The following is a 16,034-nucleotide window of genomic DNA, read 5'->3' as shown; positions in this document are numbered from 1 at the left end:
GCGCACGTAGTCCACGTGCCGGCGGGACACCAGGAGGGCCATGTGCCCGACGCTAGACCGGCCACGATCACCCGAGAAGCCCCGTTCACTCCGTGGGACGAAAGGGAGTAGGTTTGCCTCATGGCGCCGGCCGAGAACCGAGACATCACCCAGTCGATTCCCAGCTTCACGGTCGCCATGCGTGGCTATGACCGTATGGAGGTCGAGACACACCTCAAGCGGATCACCTCCGAGGTGCGGCTGTTCGCCGCCGACCGGGATGCCGCTTTGCGTCAGGCCGACGAGCTGGCCAAGCAGCTCGACCAGGCCCGGGCGCGGATCGAGGAGCTGAAGGGCCAGCTGGACCAGGCCAAGCAGGCGCCGCCGCCGGCGGCCCCCGAGCCGGCCGTGGAGGAGACGCCCGACCAGGCCAAGCGCGCGCTGCAGCTGGCCGAGGCGACCGCCGCGGAGACCGCCGCGCGGGCCGAGGCCGCCGCCGAGACCACGTGGTCGCACGCCGAGGCGGCCGCCACCAAGCTGCGTGAGCGGTACCAGACCCTGCTGTCCGACCTGGACAAGCAGCAGGCGGAGATCATCGCCGAGCACCAGACGCTGATGGAGAAGGCGCGCAGCGAGGCCGCCGAGCTGACCACCGTGGCCGTGCAGCGGCGCAAGGAGCTGGACGAGCAGGCCGAGCAGCGGCGCCGGCAGATCGAGGCCGAGTTCGAGCGGGAGATCGCCGAGAAGCGCAAGGCCGCGCTGGACGCCATCGCCGAGCTCGAAGCGTCCCAGATGGCCGAGCTGGACCAGCGTGTCACCGCGGCCGTCGCGGACGCCGACGCCCGGATCAACCGCAGCAACCAGGAAGCGGCGCGGCTGCGGGACTACCGCGAGCGCATCGCCGACCAGCTGCGGTCGGCCACGAACCTGCTCAACGACGCCGGTTCACTGCTGGAGCCGCTCCCCGAGGAACGGGGCTGAGCACTTGGCGCCGCCTCCGGCGTCGCGGCTCGGCCCCTCTTTAAGCCGGTGCCTCGCCCTTGCTAAGCACCGACGGGGCCGAGCGCTCTCCTGCGTTGGCGGCGAAGGTAGGTATTCGTTGCCCTGGCGCGCTCAGGCGCGTTCGAGCCGCAGCGGCGCGGATCCTTCGTCCAGCACGAGAAGGAAATCGTCGAGGTCCTCGTGCGCCCCGGTCGGCACGCCCGGCTGTGCGAGCGCCAGCAGCTGCACGGCGAGCCCGGTCAGTCCGGCGGGATCGCCGACGACGCTCACCTTGCCGTCGGCGCCGACCGACACTGTCAGCCGGTAGTTGTCCGGCCAAGCCGAGACCAGGCCGATGCCGCGGTCGTAGGACGGGATATCCAGCTGCACCTTAGCCACATCGACCTCCGGTCGGTGAACCTCGCACACCTGCCGCCGACTGTCCAGGCGGAACGCTGGCCCTAGATCGTCTCGTAACCCCCTTGTCACCGAGATCTCTCATCAACTAAGATACTTTCAGATTGAGAATCAAGGGGGGATCAATGGACACCACACGAGTTCAGGTGTTGGTGGTGGGGGCGGGGCTCGCCGGCACGGCGACGGCGATGTTCCTGGCCGATCGAGGGATCGACACGCTCGTCGTCGAGCGGCACCCGGGAACTTCGTTACATCCCAAGGCCGCCGGCCAGAATCCGCGGACCATGGAGCTGCTGCGCACCGCCGGCGTGGTGGACGAGGTGCTGGCCGCGAGCCCGTTCACCGGGGGCCACAACTTCGAGATCAAGGTTGCCACCAGCGTGCACGGAACCGTGCTCAAGCGGATCGTGGCCGGCGACGAGACGCGGCTGTGGGACGCGCTTTCGCCGCTGCCCATGGGCATGGCGACACAGGTCCAACTGGAGCCGATCATGGTGGACCGGGCGCGGGAACTGGGCGCACGCGTCCGGTTCGACACCGAGCTCGTCTCGTTCGACCAGGACACGCTCGGTGTCACCGCGCGACTGGTGCACCGTCCGACCGGCACGCTCAGCCAGGTTCGCGCCGACTACGTCGTCGCGGCCGACGGCCACCGCAGCCCGATCCGGGAGCAGCTCGGCATCAGCCGGCACGGCTGGGGCAGCCTCAGCCATTACGCCGGCATCGTGTTCGACACCGATCCGGAGCGGCTCGCCGACGTCGCCAGCACGCTGTTCTACCTGCAGCACCCGGAATTCACCGGCGTCTTCGGCTCGACGCACGTGCGGGGCCGACACATCTTCGCCGTCGAGTACGACCCGGCGCGCGGCGAGTCGATCTCGGACTTCACGCCGGAGCGCTGCACCGCGCTCATCCGGCTCGGGCTGGACGATCCGGCGCTGGAGCTGGAACTGCGCACCGTACAGGCGTGGGAAATGGCCGCCCGCGTGGCCGACACCTTCCGCGACGGCCGGGTTTTCCTGGCCGGCGACGCGGCGAAGGTGACGCCGCCGACCGGTGGCCTCGGTGGCAACACGGCCATCGGCGACGGCTTCGACCTGGCGTGGAAGCTGGCCGCCGTGCTTCGCGGCCAGGCGGGACCGGGACTGCTCGACAGCTACGACCCGGAGCGCCGAACCGTGGCGGAGCTCGTGGTGGCGGAGTCGCTGGCCAACTACGTCGACCGGATGGCCCCACAGCTGCGCTCCGACGCCGTGCCGATCCCCTCGGGCTACCTGGAGGTCGTGTTCGGCGTCCGGCAGCGGTCCGAGGCCGTGCTGATCGACGACGAGGACCCGGCGCCGGTCGAGGACCCGCGCAAGCCGAGCGGCCGCCCCGGTTTCCGCGCCCCGCACGTGCCACTGGTCCTCGACGGCGTCGATATGTCCACTGTGGACTTCTTCGGCCGCGACTGGGTGCTGCTGACCGGGACCGAGGGCGGCGTCTGGCACGAGGCGGCCAAACACGTGGCCGGCCGGCTGGGCATCGTCGTGCGCACGGTCGGCCTCGGCCCCGGCCTGACCGACCCGGAGGACCGCCTGGTCGAGGCGTACGGCATCGGCCACGGCGGCGCGAGCCTGGTGCGGCCGGACGGCGTTGTCGCCTGGCGTACGGACTTCGAGGTCGCCGACGCCGCCGGCACGCTCCAGTCGGTGCTCAGTCGGCTACTGGACCGGGTGCCGAGCGGCGCAGTCCCAGCAGGCACAGCGCGCTGATCAGCCCGCCCAGCACCAGGTACAGCGAGATCGGCCACGGGCGGGCGTGATCGACGGACAGCAGGGCGGTGGCCACCAACGGGGACAGGCCACCGCCCAGCGTCGCGCCGAGCTGGTAGCTGAACGCCGCGCCGGAGTAGCGCAGCCGCGGCTCGAACAGCACCGGGTAGTACGAGGCCATCGGGCCGAACAGGATGCCGGATCCCGCGTACGCCAAGGCCAGCGCCAGGATCAGCAGCCCGGCCGAGCCGGTGTCGATCAGCCAGAACAGCGGGAACGCGAACAGGATGATGAACAGCGCACCGGTCATCATCACCGGCGTGCGGCCCACCCGGTCGGCGATCCGGCAGGCGATCAGGATCGCCACCACCTGCGCCGCGCCGCCGACCAGGCTCGCGGTCAGCACCTGCTGCTGCGGCAGGTGGTGCACGGCCGTCCAGTAGTTCAGCACGAACGTCACGAGGATGAAGATGAAGGCGTTGAAGCCCAGGTTGACGCCGACGCCGAGCAGCACCTTCGGCCACGAGGTGCGCAGCACCTCGGCCAGTGGCACCCGGGTCACCCGGTGCGCGGCCCGCAGTTCCCTGAACTCCGGGCTTTCCTCGATGCCGACCCGCATGTAGATGCCGACGCCCACCAGCACCAGGCTGGCCAGGAACGGGATCCGCCAGCCCCAGCTGAGGAAGTCGCCGCCGGCCGCGACCGTGGCCAGCGAGAACATGGCCGTGCCGAGGAACAGTCCCAGCGGCGAGCCGAGGAAGGTCCAGCCGCCGTACCAGGTGCGGTGCCGCTCCGGGGCGTGTTCGACGACCATCAGCGCCGCGCCGCTCTGCTCGCCGCCGAGGAAGAACCCTTGCAACAAACGGAGAATCAGCAGCAGCACCGGGGCGATCAGGCCGGCCGAGGCGTAACTGGGCAACACGCCGATCAGCGCGGTGCACAGGCCGGTCATGGTCAGCGTGAGCACCAGCATCGGGCGGCGGCCGACGCGGTCGCCGAAGTGCCCGATGACCGCCGCCCCGAGCGGTCTGACCAGGAAGCCGACGCCGAAGGTGGCGAACGCCAGCAGCGTGCTCACCGTCTGGTTGCCGGCCGGGAAGAACAGCTTCGGCAGCACCACTGCGGAGGCGGTGCCGTAGATCAGGAAGTCGTACAGTTCGATGGTGGTGCCGGCCGCGCTGGCCAGTGCGACCTTGCGGACCGACGAGCTTCGCACCTGATCAATCGATCGAGTCACGGCAACCTCCCTGGGTGGCCACATCTGACCACAAAAGGGTGAAAGCGGCCACACGTTCTGGTGGAGCACTCGGTTTTACATCGATCGTCTGCACGAACGGCGCAAGAGTAGGCAACCATGGCCATCCCCCGAGTCCTTGCCGGCGCGGTCGCCCTGTGCGCTGCCGCCGTCTGCGTGACCGCCGTCCCCGCCGCGGCCGCGATGCCCTCCACCCTGACCCTGACCGCCACCACCGCCGGCCAGGCCCCGCACGTCGTCGAGCTGACCTGTGACCCGGTCGGCGGCACCCATCCGGACGCCCAGCTGGCCTGCATCCAGCTCGCCCAGGTCGACGGCGACATCGCGACCATGCCCGGCACCGAGGCGCACATCTTCTGCCCGATGATCTTCCAGTCGATCAAGGTGAGCGCGACCGGCCTGTGGCGCGGCCGGACGGTGCTGTTCCAGGACAGCTACACCAACAGCTGCGAGCGGGACAACAAGACCGGCAACCTGTTCCGCTTCTGACAGTGGTCGGGGCTCCCGATTTCCATCGGGAGCCCCGCGACACAGATCACATCAGTAGTTCCTGAGGAACGGTTACGGCTTTCCTTACAGAATCCTGTGAAACTCAGGCAGGCAGGCCCCACGGCGCCGCCGGGCCGTTCGGCGTGACCGGCGCGACCGTGAAGTCCGGCCGGTCGCCGGACCGGTAGAGCACCGCCTCGCCGCCCCGTGGCAGATCGATCTGGATCGTGGTGGCGTCGAGTTCCTTCGTCCGCAGCGGCCGTCCGTGCGCGTCTCGGACCGTGACCTGGCCGGGGATGCCGTGCCGGATGACGCAGGGCGCTCCGGCCTCGCTGTGCACCTTGACCCAACGGGTCACGCCGCGTTGCCATGAGGCGCTGAGCAGGAACGCCCCCTGGGTGCGGAAGTTGTCGATCGTGACGTCTGCCCAGGAGTCGGGGATGGCCGGGAACACGCGGACGACCCCGTTCCAGCTCTGGCACACCATGTCGTGCATCGACTGCGACGCCGACAGCGGCGTCTCGATCACCGGTCCGGACTCCTTGTACATGGTGTTGGGCTGGACGTAGAGCCGCAGCAGGTCGCTGAGGTACTGGGCGGAGTCGTTGCCGCGCAGCATCTGGGCCGCGATCGAGGCCGCGCCGGTGTAGCTGTAGCCCTGCAGCGCGCCCTTGAAGCTGATCCAGTGGTTGAGCGAGGTCTGGATCAGGTTCCGGTTCTCCGGCTGCTCCCAGTTCACCAGGTAGAGCGGGTACACCGACAGCATGTGCGAGTAATGCCGGTGGGACATGGCGAACGGCTGGCCGGCGCCGATCATGAAGCCGTTGGCGTCGGTCGGGTACGGGGTGAGGTTCGTCAGGACGTCGCGCCACTTCGGGGCGAGCGGGTCGTTGATCCCCAGGATCTGTGCGGAGTCGATGAGGGTCTGACAGCCCCAGCGGATCAGCGCCAGGTCGAAGTTGGTGTCCGGCGTGTCGACGCCGTACTCCGGCGAGAACGTCTTCGGCAGGTGCAGCTTGCCGTCGTCGCCCGGCGCGAGGAAGTGCAGGTAGTAGTTGATCGCCTTGCGTAGCAGGGGGAACACGGTGTCCCTGAGGGTGGCCGTGTCCATGGTGTGGCGGTAGGTCAGCCACACGTTGTGCAGCGCCCAGGTCAGGTTGCCGATCTCGGGCGTGGGCGGGTCCTGCCCCGGCACACCGACCGTGCCGCCGTTGAGGAGCGTGATGTCCGTGGTGCGGGGGATGCCGGCGGAGTCCTGGTTGTACGGCGCGACGACCTGGCTGCTCAGGTTGGCCCGGTACTGGCTGATCGCCCGGGTCAGCGAGTCCAGTTCGAGATGGTTGGAGCCGTTGATCAGCCAGTACTCCAGTTGCACGTTCAGGTTCCACCAGGTGGCCGGCCACGGCGTCGGCTCGAGCCAGGGGCCGGTCGTCGCCATCACCGGGGCGTTGCGGCGGGTGGCGGAGGCGACCTTGTAGAGCTGGATCCAGTAGAAGCTCTGCAGGCGGCCGTCGGGGATGGAGAAGAAACTCTTGCGGTAGAAGGCGTTCCACCAGGCCCGGTGGTCCTGGGCCAGGCTGTCCAGAGTATGGGTCGCCGCTGATTTCAGGCTGTGCAGCGCCTTGCCGCCGGCCGTCTTGTCGGGGTTCGACCAGGCGACCGTCGCGTACAGGGTCCTGACCGTGCCCTTTTTCGTTTCCTGGTATGCGGTGACGTGCTCGCCGCCGGACAGCAGGGGCTGGGTGACTACCGTGGCGTCGCCGCTGGTGTTCGTGCTGGGCTTCGGGTTGGGCAGGTAGCCGTCCGGGGCCGGCTTGTTGAACTTGGGGTCCGTGCGGGGGCTGACCGCGTCCGCCGGGTGGAACACCCAGCGGAACTGCGCCTCCCCGTCGGTCGGTTTCGCCTGCACCGTCAGGACCGACCGTCCGCTGTGGACGATCGCTCGGATGGCGATGCTGCCGGCGGTGGTGGTGATCGTGCCGGCCAACTCCGCGTCGTAGATGCTCAGCCGCCAGTCGACCGCCGTGACCGTGCCGGTCGGCTCCAGCGTGAACCAGCCGATCGGCAGGCGGGCGAGGCCGTACAGGGAGCCGAATTCCGGGCGGTGGTCCTGCACCTCGCTGTGCTGCACGTTGAACCGGATCGCGTTGGCGCCCGGCTCCGCGTAGATGCCCGAGCCCAGGAACCCGTTGCCGAGAAAGGGGCCGTCGTACCAGTTCTTCGGCAGCCGCTTCCAGACCAGGTCACTGCCGCCGAGGAACGACCGCCAGTTCAGCCCTTTGTCGTTGGTGTCGGCGCTCGCCTCCGCCGCGCCGGCTCCCACCGCCGGCGCCGCCAGCAGCGCCCCACCCGCGGCGAGCAGGCTTCTCCGCGACAGCTCAACCATATCGGTCCCTCACCTCGCCGTGAAAACCTATACATCGGAGCTCTGCCGCCGACCGTAGGCAGCACTCCGCCACGCGTCAAGAGCTCCGCCGCAGTCACGGGCTGCTGTCATCGGAGGAATCGATCGCCACAACAATGATCATCATGCGCATCACCGGCCTGGTCATCGGCCTGCTCCTGCTCTTCGCCCGGCCAGCCGCGGCCTCCGACGTCCAGCCCGGCATCGGCGGCTCGTTCAACGGATCGAGCGGAGTTCTCACCGGCAACAGCACTCTCGCCCCCACCAACCTCCCGGTGCAGCTCCCCGGCTCCGGCATCGGCGTGCTCGGCAGCGGCACCGGCGGCAACGCGGACTGACGGCACCCGAACTCCCACCGACCCGTCACCACCGTCGCCGGGCTCCGCCTCCCACTTCCCCTCACCCCCGCCCCGGCCTGACCAACGATCGACGCTTCCCACTTCCCCCACCGCCCCGCTTCCCCTCCCCCACCCGGCGATTGACGGCACCCCTACTATGTAAACGTTTCCAGCCTCGCCGCCGCGCCGACACTCCTGGAGGTTGTGGTGGCATCTCGTTCCCGGTGGTCGCTTGCGATCGCCTGTTCCCTGGTCGCCGGGGCACTGCTCCCGACCGCGGCCTCGGCCGCGCCGACCGTCTGTTCCGAGGAGGCCCCCATCCGGGCCGCCGCCGACCACTGGATCGCCGGCAACTCCAAGCCGGCCGACTCCACCTGGTTCAACTCCCTGTTCATCAAGGGCGACATCGAGGCGTACAAGCTGACCGGCGACGCCAAGTACCTCAACTACGCGACCGCGTGGGCCGTCCACAACAAGTGGAAGCTGCCCACCGGCACACCCAACCTCGACGGCCCCGAAGCCGCCCAGGAGTACATCGACCTCTACCAACTCGACCCCAAGCACCCCGCCAGTGACATCGCCGACGCCAAGGCCTATGTCGACAAGGAGACCAAGAAGGTCGAGGGCGGCAACACGTCCGACATGGACTACGTCGACGCCGTCCGCCTCGGCGCCCTGTCGGCCTTCGCCTACTTCGGCGGCAGCAAGAACATCGACGCCATGGCCAAGCTGTTCGCCTATCCCGAGAGCCACATCTACGACAAGAAGAACTCCCTGTGGTGGCGGGATTCCCGCTGGGTCGGCACCACCCAGCACTGGTCCCGCGGCAACGGCTGGATCGTCGCCGCCCTCACCGACACCATCGCCAACCTCCCCGCCGGCGACACCCACCGCGCCCACTACATCTCCCTGCTGCAGGACATGTTCGCCAAGCTGAGGTCCACTCAACAGCCCGGCGGCTACTGGACTGCTGACGTCGACCACCCCTCCGCCTACCCCGCCCCCGAGTCCAGCGGCACGTCCCTCTACACCTACGGCATGGCCAAGGCCATCCAGGCCGGCTACCTCGACTCGGCGACGTACCTGCCCGTCGTCCAGAAGGCTTGGGGTTGGCTGAAGGGCACCGCCCTGCGCTCCAACGGCGTTGTCGGCTATGTGCAGGGACCGTCCTCGCACCCGTCCCAGTACCAGCCCATCAGCCCCACTGCCACCAGCAACTACGGCGTGGGAATGTTCCTCATGGCCGGCGTCGAAGCCGCGAAGTCGACCCCAGGCTGCTCCTTCAGCGGCTGAGTTCCTCGCAGAGCCGGGGCACCGCTGTCCCGATCGGTTCCGTGATCCTCTCCGCCGCCAGATCGTCGTACGGCGTCGGATCGCGGTTCACGATCATCAGCCGTGCCCCGGCTCGCACCGCCACCGCGCACAGCGCCGCCGCCGGTTCCACCTGCAGCGAGCTGCCGATCGCCAGGAACACATCGCTCACCGCCGCGATGTTCCTCGCCTGGCCCAGCACGTCCGCGTCCAGGTTCTCGCCGAACAGTGTCACCCCGAGCTTCAGGATTCCTCCGCACTTCGGGCAGCTCTTGTCCCCGCCGAGGATTTCCTTGGTGTTGAAGCCCTCGCCGCACCGCGTGCACACCGTCCTGTGCATGCTTCCGTGCAGCTCCAACACCTTTCTCGCCGGCGTTCCCGCCTTCTGGTGCAGGCCGTCCACGTTCTGCGTCAGCACCCTCGTGTTCGGCAGCTTCGCCAGCGCCCGATGCGCCTCGTTCGGCTCCGCCTCCCACGCCGGGTGCTTCTCGTACCGCCGCCAGAACTCCCGGCGCGTCTCCGCGTCCCCCATGAAGCTCTCGTACGTGAAGAGGTTCTGCGCCTTCGGGTCCCTGGTCCACTCCCCCTGCGGGCCGCGGTAATCCGGGATGCCCGAGTCCGTCGAGATCCCCGCCCCCGTCAACACCGCGATCCTGGTCATGCGTCACAGCCTAAGTTGCCGGCACAACCTCATTTGCGTCACGGACCATCCCCCATGCGAGGTACGCGAAGGGGACCAACAACAGCAGGTCCACCCCGCTGGCTACCCACTCGATTCGCAGGATCTGCCCCACTGGAAACACCAGTCCGCCCAGGCACACCAGCGCTCCCACCCACCTGGGCGCCTCTCGCGCGAGCAACAACCCGATCCCCGTCAACACCAACGCCGCCGGAAACATCGGCCCCGCCAGCCAGAACGCCACGTCCCCCGCGAACGGATACGGCTCCAGCGCGCTTATCGCCCTGCTGTGCGACATCCCCAGAGCCGCCTCGTAGATCGCCTGCACCCCGAACGCCGTGCCTCCGACCACCCCCAGCACCGTGACCAACGTCGCCACTGCCCCGTACCTCGGCAGCTTTCTCGACACCCCTGCCAGCACCGTCACCAGCCCGTACGCCCACAGCCCCGTAGCCAGCACGACCAACGCGCCGCCCGTCGCTCCCTGGCTCTGCCCCTCCCAGAATGCCGTCGACGCCCCCGTCAACGCCGGCCCCGCCACCAGGCACGCCCCCGCCAGCACCCTGCCGAACCCGTTCCCCGCCATGGCAATCAGATTCGGCCACGAGGCCGTCAGCTCACATCAGGGATGCCCCTGACCTCACCCCAGTAGCACCCTCATGTCCTCCGCCAACCTCCGCATCTCTTCTCCCGCCTCCACTCCTCTCACCGTCACCGACGCGCTCCACGCATCCCTCTCCCGCCACGGCGCGAGAGACCACGTCATATCCCCGCGCCCGCCCGACTTGTACGTCGCCCCGATCCGCACATCCCGATCCAGGCTTTCCCACACCCTCGTCCCGCTCCACCCCTCGAAGCTCTCCGCCAACTCCCCCACGAACTTCTCCGGCGCTTCGTTGAACACCACCACCCGGTGCGCCCGCGCCGTCATGTCCACCGCCCCGATCTCGATACAGAAAGCCAGCATCTCGTCGTCGTACGGATGCGTCCGGTTCCACAGGCGGATCCACCCCTCCGGGCCGCCCAACCTCACCGCCGTGCCGTCGTCCTCCACTCGCGCGCACATATGTTCCATACCCGCAGCCTAGGCAGCCTCTCCCGCCCACTGCCCCGGAATGCCGATGAGAGATCACCGAAGCGCGAGTCAGCACTCGATGACGTTCACCGCGAGGCCGCCGCGGGCCGTCTCCTTGTACTTGTCCTTCATGTCGCGGCCGGTGTCGCGCATGGTCTTGATGACCTTGTCGAGGGAGACGAAGTGGGCGCCGTCGCCACGGAGGGCCATGCGGGCGGCGGTGATGGCCTTGATGGAGGCGAGGGCGTTGCGTTCGATGCACGGGATCTGCACGAGGCCGCCGATGGGGTCGCAGGTGAGCCCGAGGTTGTGCTCCATGGCGATCTCGGCGGCGTTCTCGACCTGCTCGGGGGTGCCGCCGAGAACCTCGGCGAGACCAGCGGCGGCCATGGAGCAGGCGGAGCCGACCTCGCCCTGGCAGCCGACCTCGGCGCCGGAGATGGAGGCGTTCTCCTTGAACAGGACGCCGATGGCGCCGGCGGTGAGCAGGAAGCGAACGACGCCGTCGTCGGAGGCGCCGGGGACGAAGCGGGAGTAGTAGTGCAGCACGGCGGGGACGATGCCGGCGGCGCCGTTGGTGGGGGCGGTGACCACGCGGCCGCCGGCGGCGTTTTCCTCGTTGACGGCGAGGGCGAACAGGGTGACCCAGTCCATGACCCGCAGGGGGTCGGTGGTGAAGTGCTCGGCGGCGAGAGTCCGCCGGAGGTCGGCGGCGCGGCGGCGGACCTTGAGACCGCCGGGGAGGGTGCCCTCGACGGTGCAACCCCGCTCGACACACTCCTGCATGACGTGCCAGATGTGCAGCAGACCGGAGCGAACCTCGGTCTCGGGACGCCAGGACAACTCGTTGGCCAGCATGACATCGCTGATGGACAGGCCGGATTCCCGGGTCCGGGCAAGGAGTTCGTCGCCGGAGAGGAACGGGTGCGGCAGGACGGTCTCGTCCTGCTTGATCCGGTCCGTCCCGGTGGCGGTCTCGTCGACGATGAAGCCACCGCCGACGGAGTAGTAGACGGCGGAATCCAGCGAGGAGCCGTCGGAAGCGAAGGCGGCGAAGCTCATTCCGTTGGGGTGCAACGGAAGTTGCTTGCGGCGGTGCATGATCAGGTCGGTGTCCTCGACGAACTCGATCTCCCGGGAACCGCCCAGAACGAGCCGACAACTGGACCGGATGTGGGCGACGCGGTCGTCGGCGTCGGTGGGGTCGCACAGCTCGGGCTGTGAACCCTCGAGACCGAGCATGACGGCCTTGGGGCTGCCGTGACCGTGCCCGGTGGCGCCGAGGGAGCCGAACAGCTCGACGTGGACGCGGGCGACGGAGTCGAACCGGCCGGCGGCCCGCAGACGTGAGACGAACATGCAGGCGGCCCGCATCGGCCCGACGGTGTGCGAGCTGGACGGACCGATCCCCACCGAGAAAAGGTCGAAAACGCTGATGGCCATGACGGACTCCAGGGCATGCCGAGGACGACGGAAGCTCCCCCTCTGTCATGGGACCTGAGAGCTTCGCCGTCACGACCGCGACAGCTTGCACCGTGGGTGTGCGTGCACGACCGCGCACGCTGCTTTCCAGAGTCGCCTCGCCCGGCCGGTCTGGTTGCCTGAGAGTGTGCGGGGAGGCTTGCTCCTTCGGCGCCTCGGCGAATCCGAGGGCTCTCCCGACCGGGCTGTGTGCCGGAGGCACGCGGCCTGTGTGGAATTGTTGGCCCTCACTGTAGGCGAACCGGGGAGCGGCTGATGAGGTTCGGCGCCAACTACACGCCCAGCAAGCACTGGTGGCACACCTGGCTGGACTTCGAGCCGGACTCGATCCGCCGCGACCTGGACCAACTGGCCGGCCTGGGCCTGGACCACGTGCGGGTGTTCCCGATCTGGCCGGTGTTCCAACCCAACCGCGGCGTGATCCGGGAGAAGGCGGTCGAGCAGCTGCTGGACCTGGTTCGCATGGGCGCCGAGGCGGGCTTGGACGTCACGGTGGACGGCATCCAGGGCCACCTGTCGAGCTTCGACTTCTACCCCTCCTGGACGCAGACCTGGCACCACCGCAACGTCTTCACCGATCCGGACGTCCTGGAGGGCCAGGCCCTGCTGCTGCGCACGCTGGCCACGGCGCTGCGCGGGGAGCCGAACTTCCTGGGAATGACGCTGGGCAACGAGATGAACAATCTGGTCGCGCACAACCCGTGCACGGCAGCCGAGGTGGACGTCTGGCTGGACCGGCTGCTCGAGGTGGTCAACACGGCCGATCCGGACCACCCGCACTGCCATTCGGCCTTCGACGACGCCTGGTACGTCGACGACCACCCGTTCACCCCGCTGGCCAGCGCGACCAAGGGCGCCATGACCACGGTCCACCCCTGGGTCTTCACGCTGAACGCGGCCCGTCGTTACGGTCCGCAGTCGACGGAGATCCACCACCTCGCCGAGTACGGCACGGAGCTGGCCCGCGCCTACGGCACGGTGGACCGGGTGATCTGGGTGCAGGAGGTGGGCGCGCCGGCCCCGCACATCCCGGTCGAGCACGCCGTGGAGTACGCGGAGCAAACGATTGCCAACGTGGCGACCTGCAAGAACGTCTGGGGTCTTACGTGGTGGTGCTCGCACGACGTGGACCGGAAGTTCATCGACTACCCGGAGCTGGAGTACGGCCTCGGCCTGTTCGACGCGGACGGCAACGCGAAGCCGCTGGCCAAGGCGGTGGCCAACGCCGTGCACGCAGAGTTGCCGAAGCCGGTGGACCGCACGACGGCCCTGCTGTTCGACGGCAAGCGCAGTTCCTCCGGGCCGGGCGGCGCGTTCTTCGAGGCCTGGATGCGGTTGGCCAAGGAGGGCCAGCGGCCGGCGATCGTCATGGACACGACGCCGGAGTACCTGGCGGCCCGGGGCGTGACCGAGGTCTTGACAGTGTGAGACCGGCCACCCAGGATCAACAGTCATCCGATGACTAACCGCGTCAGGCCCCGGTCCGCCGCATAAATCACCCATACACATCGGATCTGTTCGTCGCCTGGCGGCCCGACGCAGGAGGGCTCGATGACGACCTTCCCCAGACGGACCGCCCTGGGACTGGCCCTGGGCGCCACCGTGCTCGCCACGGTGTCCACCACGGCCACGGGGGCCGCCTTCGCGGCGTCCACCGCACCGAATCCGGTCCCCGTCCCGCTCGACGGCCTCTTCGACAACGACGGCATCGACACCGCCACCGCCCATGACGGCAACTTCGACGGATCCGGCTACACCTTCCCGGCCGAGGGCTTACCCAGCGGCCAGGTCACGGTGGACGGCGTCCCGTTCGCCTTCCCGACGCCGACCGGCAAGAACAACATCGTGGCCATGGGTCAGCAGATCCCGCTGCCCAAAGGCCGCTACGTCACGGCCCTGTTCCTCACGGCCTGCTCGTATGGCGCGACCGGCGGCACGGCGACCGTCCACTACGCCGACGGCAGTACCAGCGAGGCCCAGCTGGGCGGGGCCGACTGGTACTCCGGCAGCGGCCAGCTCGTCGCCCCGTTCCGCTACACGCCGGGCGGCGGCACCGACCAGAATCCGGTGTCGATCGGCACCTCGCAGGTCTGGATCGACCCGAACCGGGACGCGGTGGCGATCACCCTGCCGACCACCAATCCCGCCGTCGAGGGCCAGTCCAGCCTGCACGTGTTCGCGCTCAGCCTGCAGCCGGTGACCGTCGGCAAGGCGGTCACGCTGCGCGGCACGAAGTCCACGACCAGCCTGCTGACCGACGCCGGTCCGCAGGTCGTGGAGGCGACGCTGGTCAACCTCGGCACGGAATGGATCACCCCGCAGGACCAGCTGACGGTCTCCGTGGACGTCCAGGGCGGCCATACGGTCGCGCCGGCGACCGTGGACTGGCTCGCGCCCGGCGACGAAGCGAAACTGCGCATCGGCATCCGCAAGGACCAACGCGTCGACGACGGCACGACGGTGACCGGCACCATCGCGGCGAAGTCCAAAAAGGACACACTGGCGAGTGCGAGCGCCCCGATCCTGCTGGGCATACCGGATTACCAACCGGCCGACACGTCGCTGAACACCCACCAGGCCCCGTACTGGTTCCAGGACGCCAAGTTCGGCATCTTCATCCACTGGGGCGTCTACTCGGTGCCGGCCTGGTCGCCGCCGGGCAAGCAGTACGCGGAGTGGTACTGGAACTGGATGCAGGACCCGTCCAACGCGGTCTACGACTACCACCGCCAGACCTACGGCGAGACCTTCAACTACGACGACTTCATCCCGCAGTTCAAGGCGGAGAAGTGGAACCCGCTGGACTGGCTGAACCTGTTCGTCGACGCCGGCGCGCGCTACTACGTGCTGACCTCCAAGCACCACGAGGGTTTCGCGCTCTGGGACTCCAAGGTCTCCGGCCGCACCGCCGCCAAGCTGGGGCCGAAACGCGACCTGGTCAAGGACCTGTTCGCGGCGTCGAGAAAGCACACTCCCCAGCTGCGCAACGGTTTGTACTTCTCGATGCCGGAGTGGTTCAACCCGGACAACCCGTGGATGGGCCACCCGCCGCGCAACCCGTACACCGGCGCAGCGGTCCCCTACACCGGCTACGCGAGCGGACGGGATTTCGTGCTCGACTACCAGCTGCCGCAGATGCTGGAGCTGGTGCACGGCTACGACCCGGACGTGATCTGGTGCGACATCGGCGGCGTCAACGACAGCCGGCGGCTGATGGCGGAGTACTTCAACCACGCCAAGGACCGGCCGCGGCCGAAGGACGTGACGATCAACGACCGGTCGGGCATCTCGGTGCACGACTTCACCACACCCGAGTACACGACGTACCCGAACACGGTGGTGGCCAAGTGGGAGGCCAGCCGCGGCCTGGATCCCCGTTCGTACGGCTACAACCGAGCCACCCCGGACGACATGTACATGACCGCCGAGGAGGTCGTGCACACGCTGGTGGACATCGTCAGCAAGAACGGCAACTTCCTGCTGGACATCGGCCCGCGGGCGGACGGCACCATCCCGGAGATCATGCAGACCCGGCTGCGGCAGACCGGCGCGTGGCTCAAGGTCAACGGCGAGTCGATCTACGACACGTCGTACTGGTCGCGGCAGGCGCAGCTGGGTGATCTGCGATTCACGACCAAACGCGACGCCTTCTACATCACGTCGCTGACCGCGCCGGGCAGCAAGCTCACGGTCAGCGCCCCGGTGCCGATCCGCAGTGGGGACAAGGTGACGATGCTCGGCTACCCGAAGCCGCTGACCTGGACGACGACCGGCAGCTCGCTGGTGATCGACGTGCCGCCGGCGGCGGTTTCCGCAGATCAGTACGCATGGGTGTTCAAGATCAGCAGGCGCTGACCGTGGTTCGGCCTC

Annotated in this window: 14 protein-coding genes and 1 riboswitch; of the genes, 7 read left to right on the top strand and 7 right to left on the bottom strand. The window is 68.7% G+C overall.

The window, feature by feature from the left end:
• Positions 1–120 precede the first annotated feature (120 nt).
• Positions 121–960, top strand: a complete 840-nt coding sequence (locus BJ998_RS24175; RefSeq protein WP_184865095.1) for a coiled-coil domain-containing protein — start codon at positions 121–123, stop codon at positions 958–960.
• A 132-nt stretch (positions 961–1,092) separates the two neighbouring features.
• Here the strand turns inward: BJ998_RS24175 and BJ998_RS24170 are convergent, their stop codons facing one another.
• Positions 1,093–1,359, bottom strand: a complete 267-nt coding sequence (locus tag BJ998_RS24170) for an Imm32 family immunity protein (RefSeq protein WP_184865093.1) — start codon at positions 1,357–1,359, stop codon at positions 1,093–1,095.
• A gap of 143 nt (positions 1,360–1,502) precedes the next feature.
• On the opposite strand from BJ998_RS24170, the gene rdmE reads away from it, so the two are divergent.
• The gene (rdmE, locus tag BJ998_RS24165; protein WP_184865091.1) at positions 1,503–3,131 is read left to right on the top strand and encodes an aklavinone 12-hydroxylase RdmE; all 1,629 of its coding nucleotides are present in this window, start codon (positions 1,503–1,505) and stop codon (positions 3,129–3,131) included.
• Here the strand turns inward: rdmE and BJ998_RS24160 are convergent.
• A complete protein-coding gene (locus BJ998_RS24160) occupies positions 3,073–4,368 on the bottom strand; it encodes an MFS transporter (protein WP_312890307.1) in 1,296 nt (431 codons plus the stop codon). The genes rdmE and BJ998_RS24160 overlap by 59 nt on opposite strands.
• A gap of 117 nt (positions 4,369–4,485) precedes the next feature.
• Between BJ998_RS24160 and BJ998_RS24155 the strand changes: the two genes are divergently transcribed.
• Complete coding sequence (locus tag BJ998_RS24155; protein ID WP_184865087.1) at positions 4,486–4,875, top strand: SSI family serine proteinase inhibitor; 390 nt, start codon at positions 4,486–4,488, stop codon at positions 4,873–4,875.
• A gap of 103 nt (positions 4,876–4,978) precedes the next feature.
• On the opposite strand, the gene BJ998_RS24150 is transcribed toward BJ998_RS24155, so the two are convergent.
• Positions 4,979–7,261, bottom strand: a complete 2,283-nt coding sequence (locus tag BJ998_RS24150; protein WP_184865085.1) for a glycosyl hydrolase family 95 catalytic domain-containing protein — start codon at positions 7,259–7,261, stop codon at positions 4,979–4,981.
• Between the two features lie 143 nt (positions 7,262–7,404).
• Between BJ998_RS24150 and BJ998_RS24145 the strand changes: the two genes are divergently transcribed.
• Together BJ998_RS24145 and BJ998_RS24140 are read left to right on the top strand one after the other, a co-directional pair.
• A complete protein-coding gene (locus BJ998_RS24145; RefSeq protein ID WP_184865083.1) occupies positions 7,405–7,617 on the top strand; it encodes a hypothetical protein in 213 nt (70 codons plus the stop codon).
• A gap of 207 nt (positions 7,618–7,824) precedes the next feature.
• Complete coding sequence (locus tag BJ998_RS24140; RefSeq protein WP_184865081.1) at positions 7,825–8,910, top strand: glycoside hydrolase family 88 protein; 1,086 nt, start codon at positions 7,825–7,827, stop codon at positions 8,908–8,910.
• Here BJ998_RS24140 and BJ998_RS24135 read toward each other — a convergent pair.
• The 4 genes from BJ998_RS24135 to BJ998_RS24120 form a co-directional block, all read right to left on the bottom strand.
• Positions 8,900–9,589 carry an SIR2 family NAD-dependent protein deacylase gene (locus BJ998_RS24135; RefSeq protein WP_184865079.1) on the bottom strand — a complete coding sequence of 230 codons (690 nt, stop codon included), beginning with the start codon at positions 9,587–9,589 and terminating at the stop codon, positions 8,900–8,902. The two genes, BJ998_RS24140 and BJ998_RS24135, sit on opposite strands and share 11 nt — an antisense overlap.
• 10 nt (positions 9,590–9,599) lie before the next feature.
• The gene (locus BJ998_RS24130; protein ID WP_184865077.1) at positions 9,600–10,193 is read right to left on the bottom strand and encodes a hypothetical protein; all 594 of its coding nucleotides are present in this window, start codon (positions 10,191–10,193) and stop codon (positions 9,600–9,602) included.
• A gap of 54 nt (positions 10,194–10,247) precedes the next feature.
• Positions 10,248–10,661 carry a DUF6228 family protein gene (locus BJ998_RS24125; RefSeq protein WP_184865075.1) on the bottom strand — a complete coding sequence of 138 codons (414 nt, stop codon included), beginning with the start codon at positions 10,659–10,661 and terminating at the stop codon, positions 10,248–10,250.
• 90 nt (positions 10,662–10,751) lie between these two features.
• The gene (locus BJ998_RS24120; protein ID WP_184865074.1) at positions 10,752–12,125 is read right to left on the bottom strand and encodes an L-serine ammonia-lyase; all 1,374 of its coding nucleotides are present in this window, start codon (positions 12,123–12,125) and stop codon (positions 10,752–10,754) included.
• A gap of 136 nt (positions 12,126–12,261) precedes the next feature.
• Positions 12,262–12,353: riboswitch (glycine riboswitch) on the bottom strand.
• A gap of 66 nt (positions 12,354–12,419) precedes the next feature.
• Between BJ998_RS24120 and BJ998_RS24115 the strand changes: the two genes are divergently transcribed.
• Entirely contained in the window at positions 12,420–13,592 is a 1,173-nt protein-coding gene (locus tag BJ998_RS24115; RefSeq protein ID WP_184865072.1) for a glycoside hydrolase 5 family protein, read from the top strand.
• Positions 13,593–13,715: 123 nt separating this feature from the next.
• Positions 13,716–16,019, top strand: coding sequence for an alpha-L-fucosidase (locus BJ998_RS24110; protein ID WP_184865071.1), 2,304 nt, complete (start codon positions 13,716–13,718; stop codon positions 16,017–16,019).
• The last annotated feature ends 15 nt before the right edge of the window (positions 16,020–16,034 follow it).

This window comes from Kutzneria kofuensis (assembly GCF_014203355.1).
In the GTDB taxonomy this organism is placed as follows: Bacteria; Actinomycetota; Actinomycetes; order Mycobacteriales; family Pseudonocardiaceae; genus Kutzneria; species Kutzneria kofuensis.
The sequence above is the reverse complement of the archived record's forward strand: the minus strand, read 5'-3'. Positions and strand labels throughout refer to the sequence as shown.

Coding starts and splice junctions, on each gene's coding strand:
- BJ998_RS24175 (WP_184865095.1), top strand. CDS start 121: ATGGCGCCGGCCGAGAACCGAGACATCACCCAGTCGATTCCCAGCTTC.
- rdmE (WP_184865091.1), top strand. CDS start 1,503: ATGGACACCACACGAGTTCAGGTGTTGGTGGTGGGGGCGGGGCTCGCC.
- BJ998_RS24155 (WP_184865087.1), top strand. CDS start 4,486: ATGGCCATCCCCCGAGTCCTTGCCGGCGCGGTCGCCCTGTGCGCTGCC.
- BJ998_RS24150 (WP_184865085.1), bottom strand. CDS start 7,261: ATGGTTGAGCTGTCGCGGAGAAGCCTGCTCGCCGCGGGTGGGGCGCTG.
- BJ998_RS24145 (WP_184865083.1), top strand. CDS start 7,405: ATGCGCATCACCGGCCTGGTCATCGGCCTGCTCCTGCTCTTCGCCCGG.
- BJ998_RS24135 (WP_184865079.1), bottom strand. CDS start 9,589: ATGACCAGGATCGCGGTGTTGACGGGGGCGGGGATCTCGACGGACTCG.
- BJ998_RS24130 (WP_184865077.1), bottom strand. CDS start 10,193: ATGGCGGGGAACGGGTTCGGCAGGGTGCTGGCGGGGGCGTGCCTGGTG.
- BJ998_RS24120 (WP_184865074.1), bottom strand. CDS start 12,125: ATGGCCATCAGCGTTTTCGACCTTTTCTCGGTGGGGATCGGTCCGTCC.
- BJ998_RS24115 (WP_184865072.1), top strand. CDS start 12,420: ATGAGGTTCGGCGCCAACTACACGCCCAGCAAGCACTGGTGGCACACC.
- BJ998_RS24110 (WP_184865071.1), top strand. CDS start 13,716: ATGACGACCTTCCCCAGACGGACCGCCCTGGGACTGGCCCTGGGCGCC.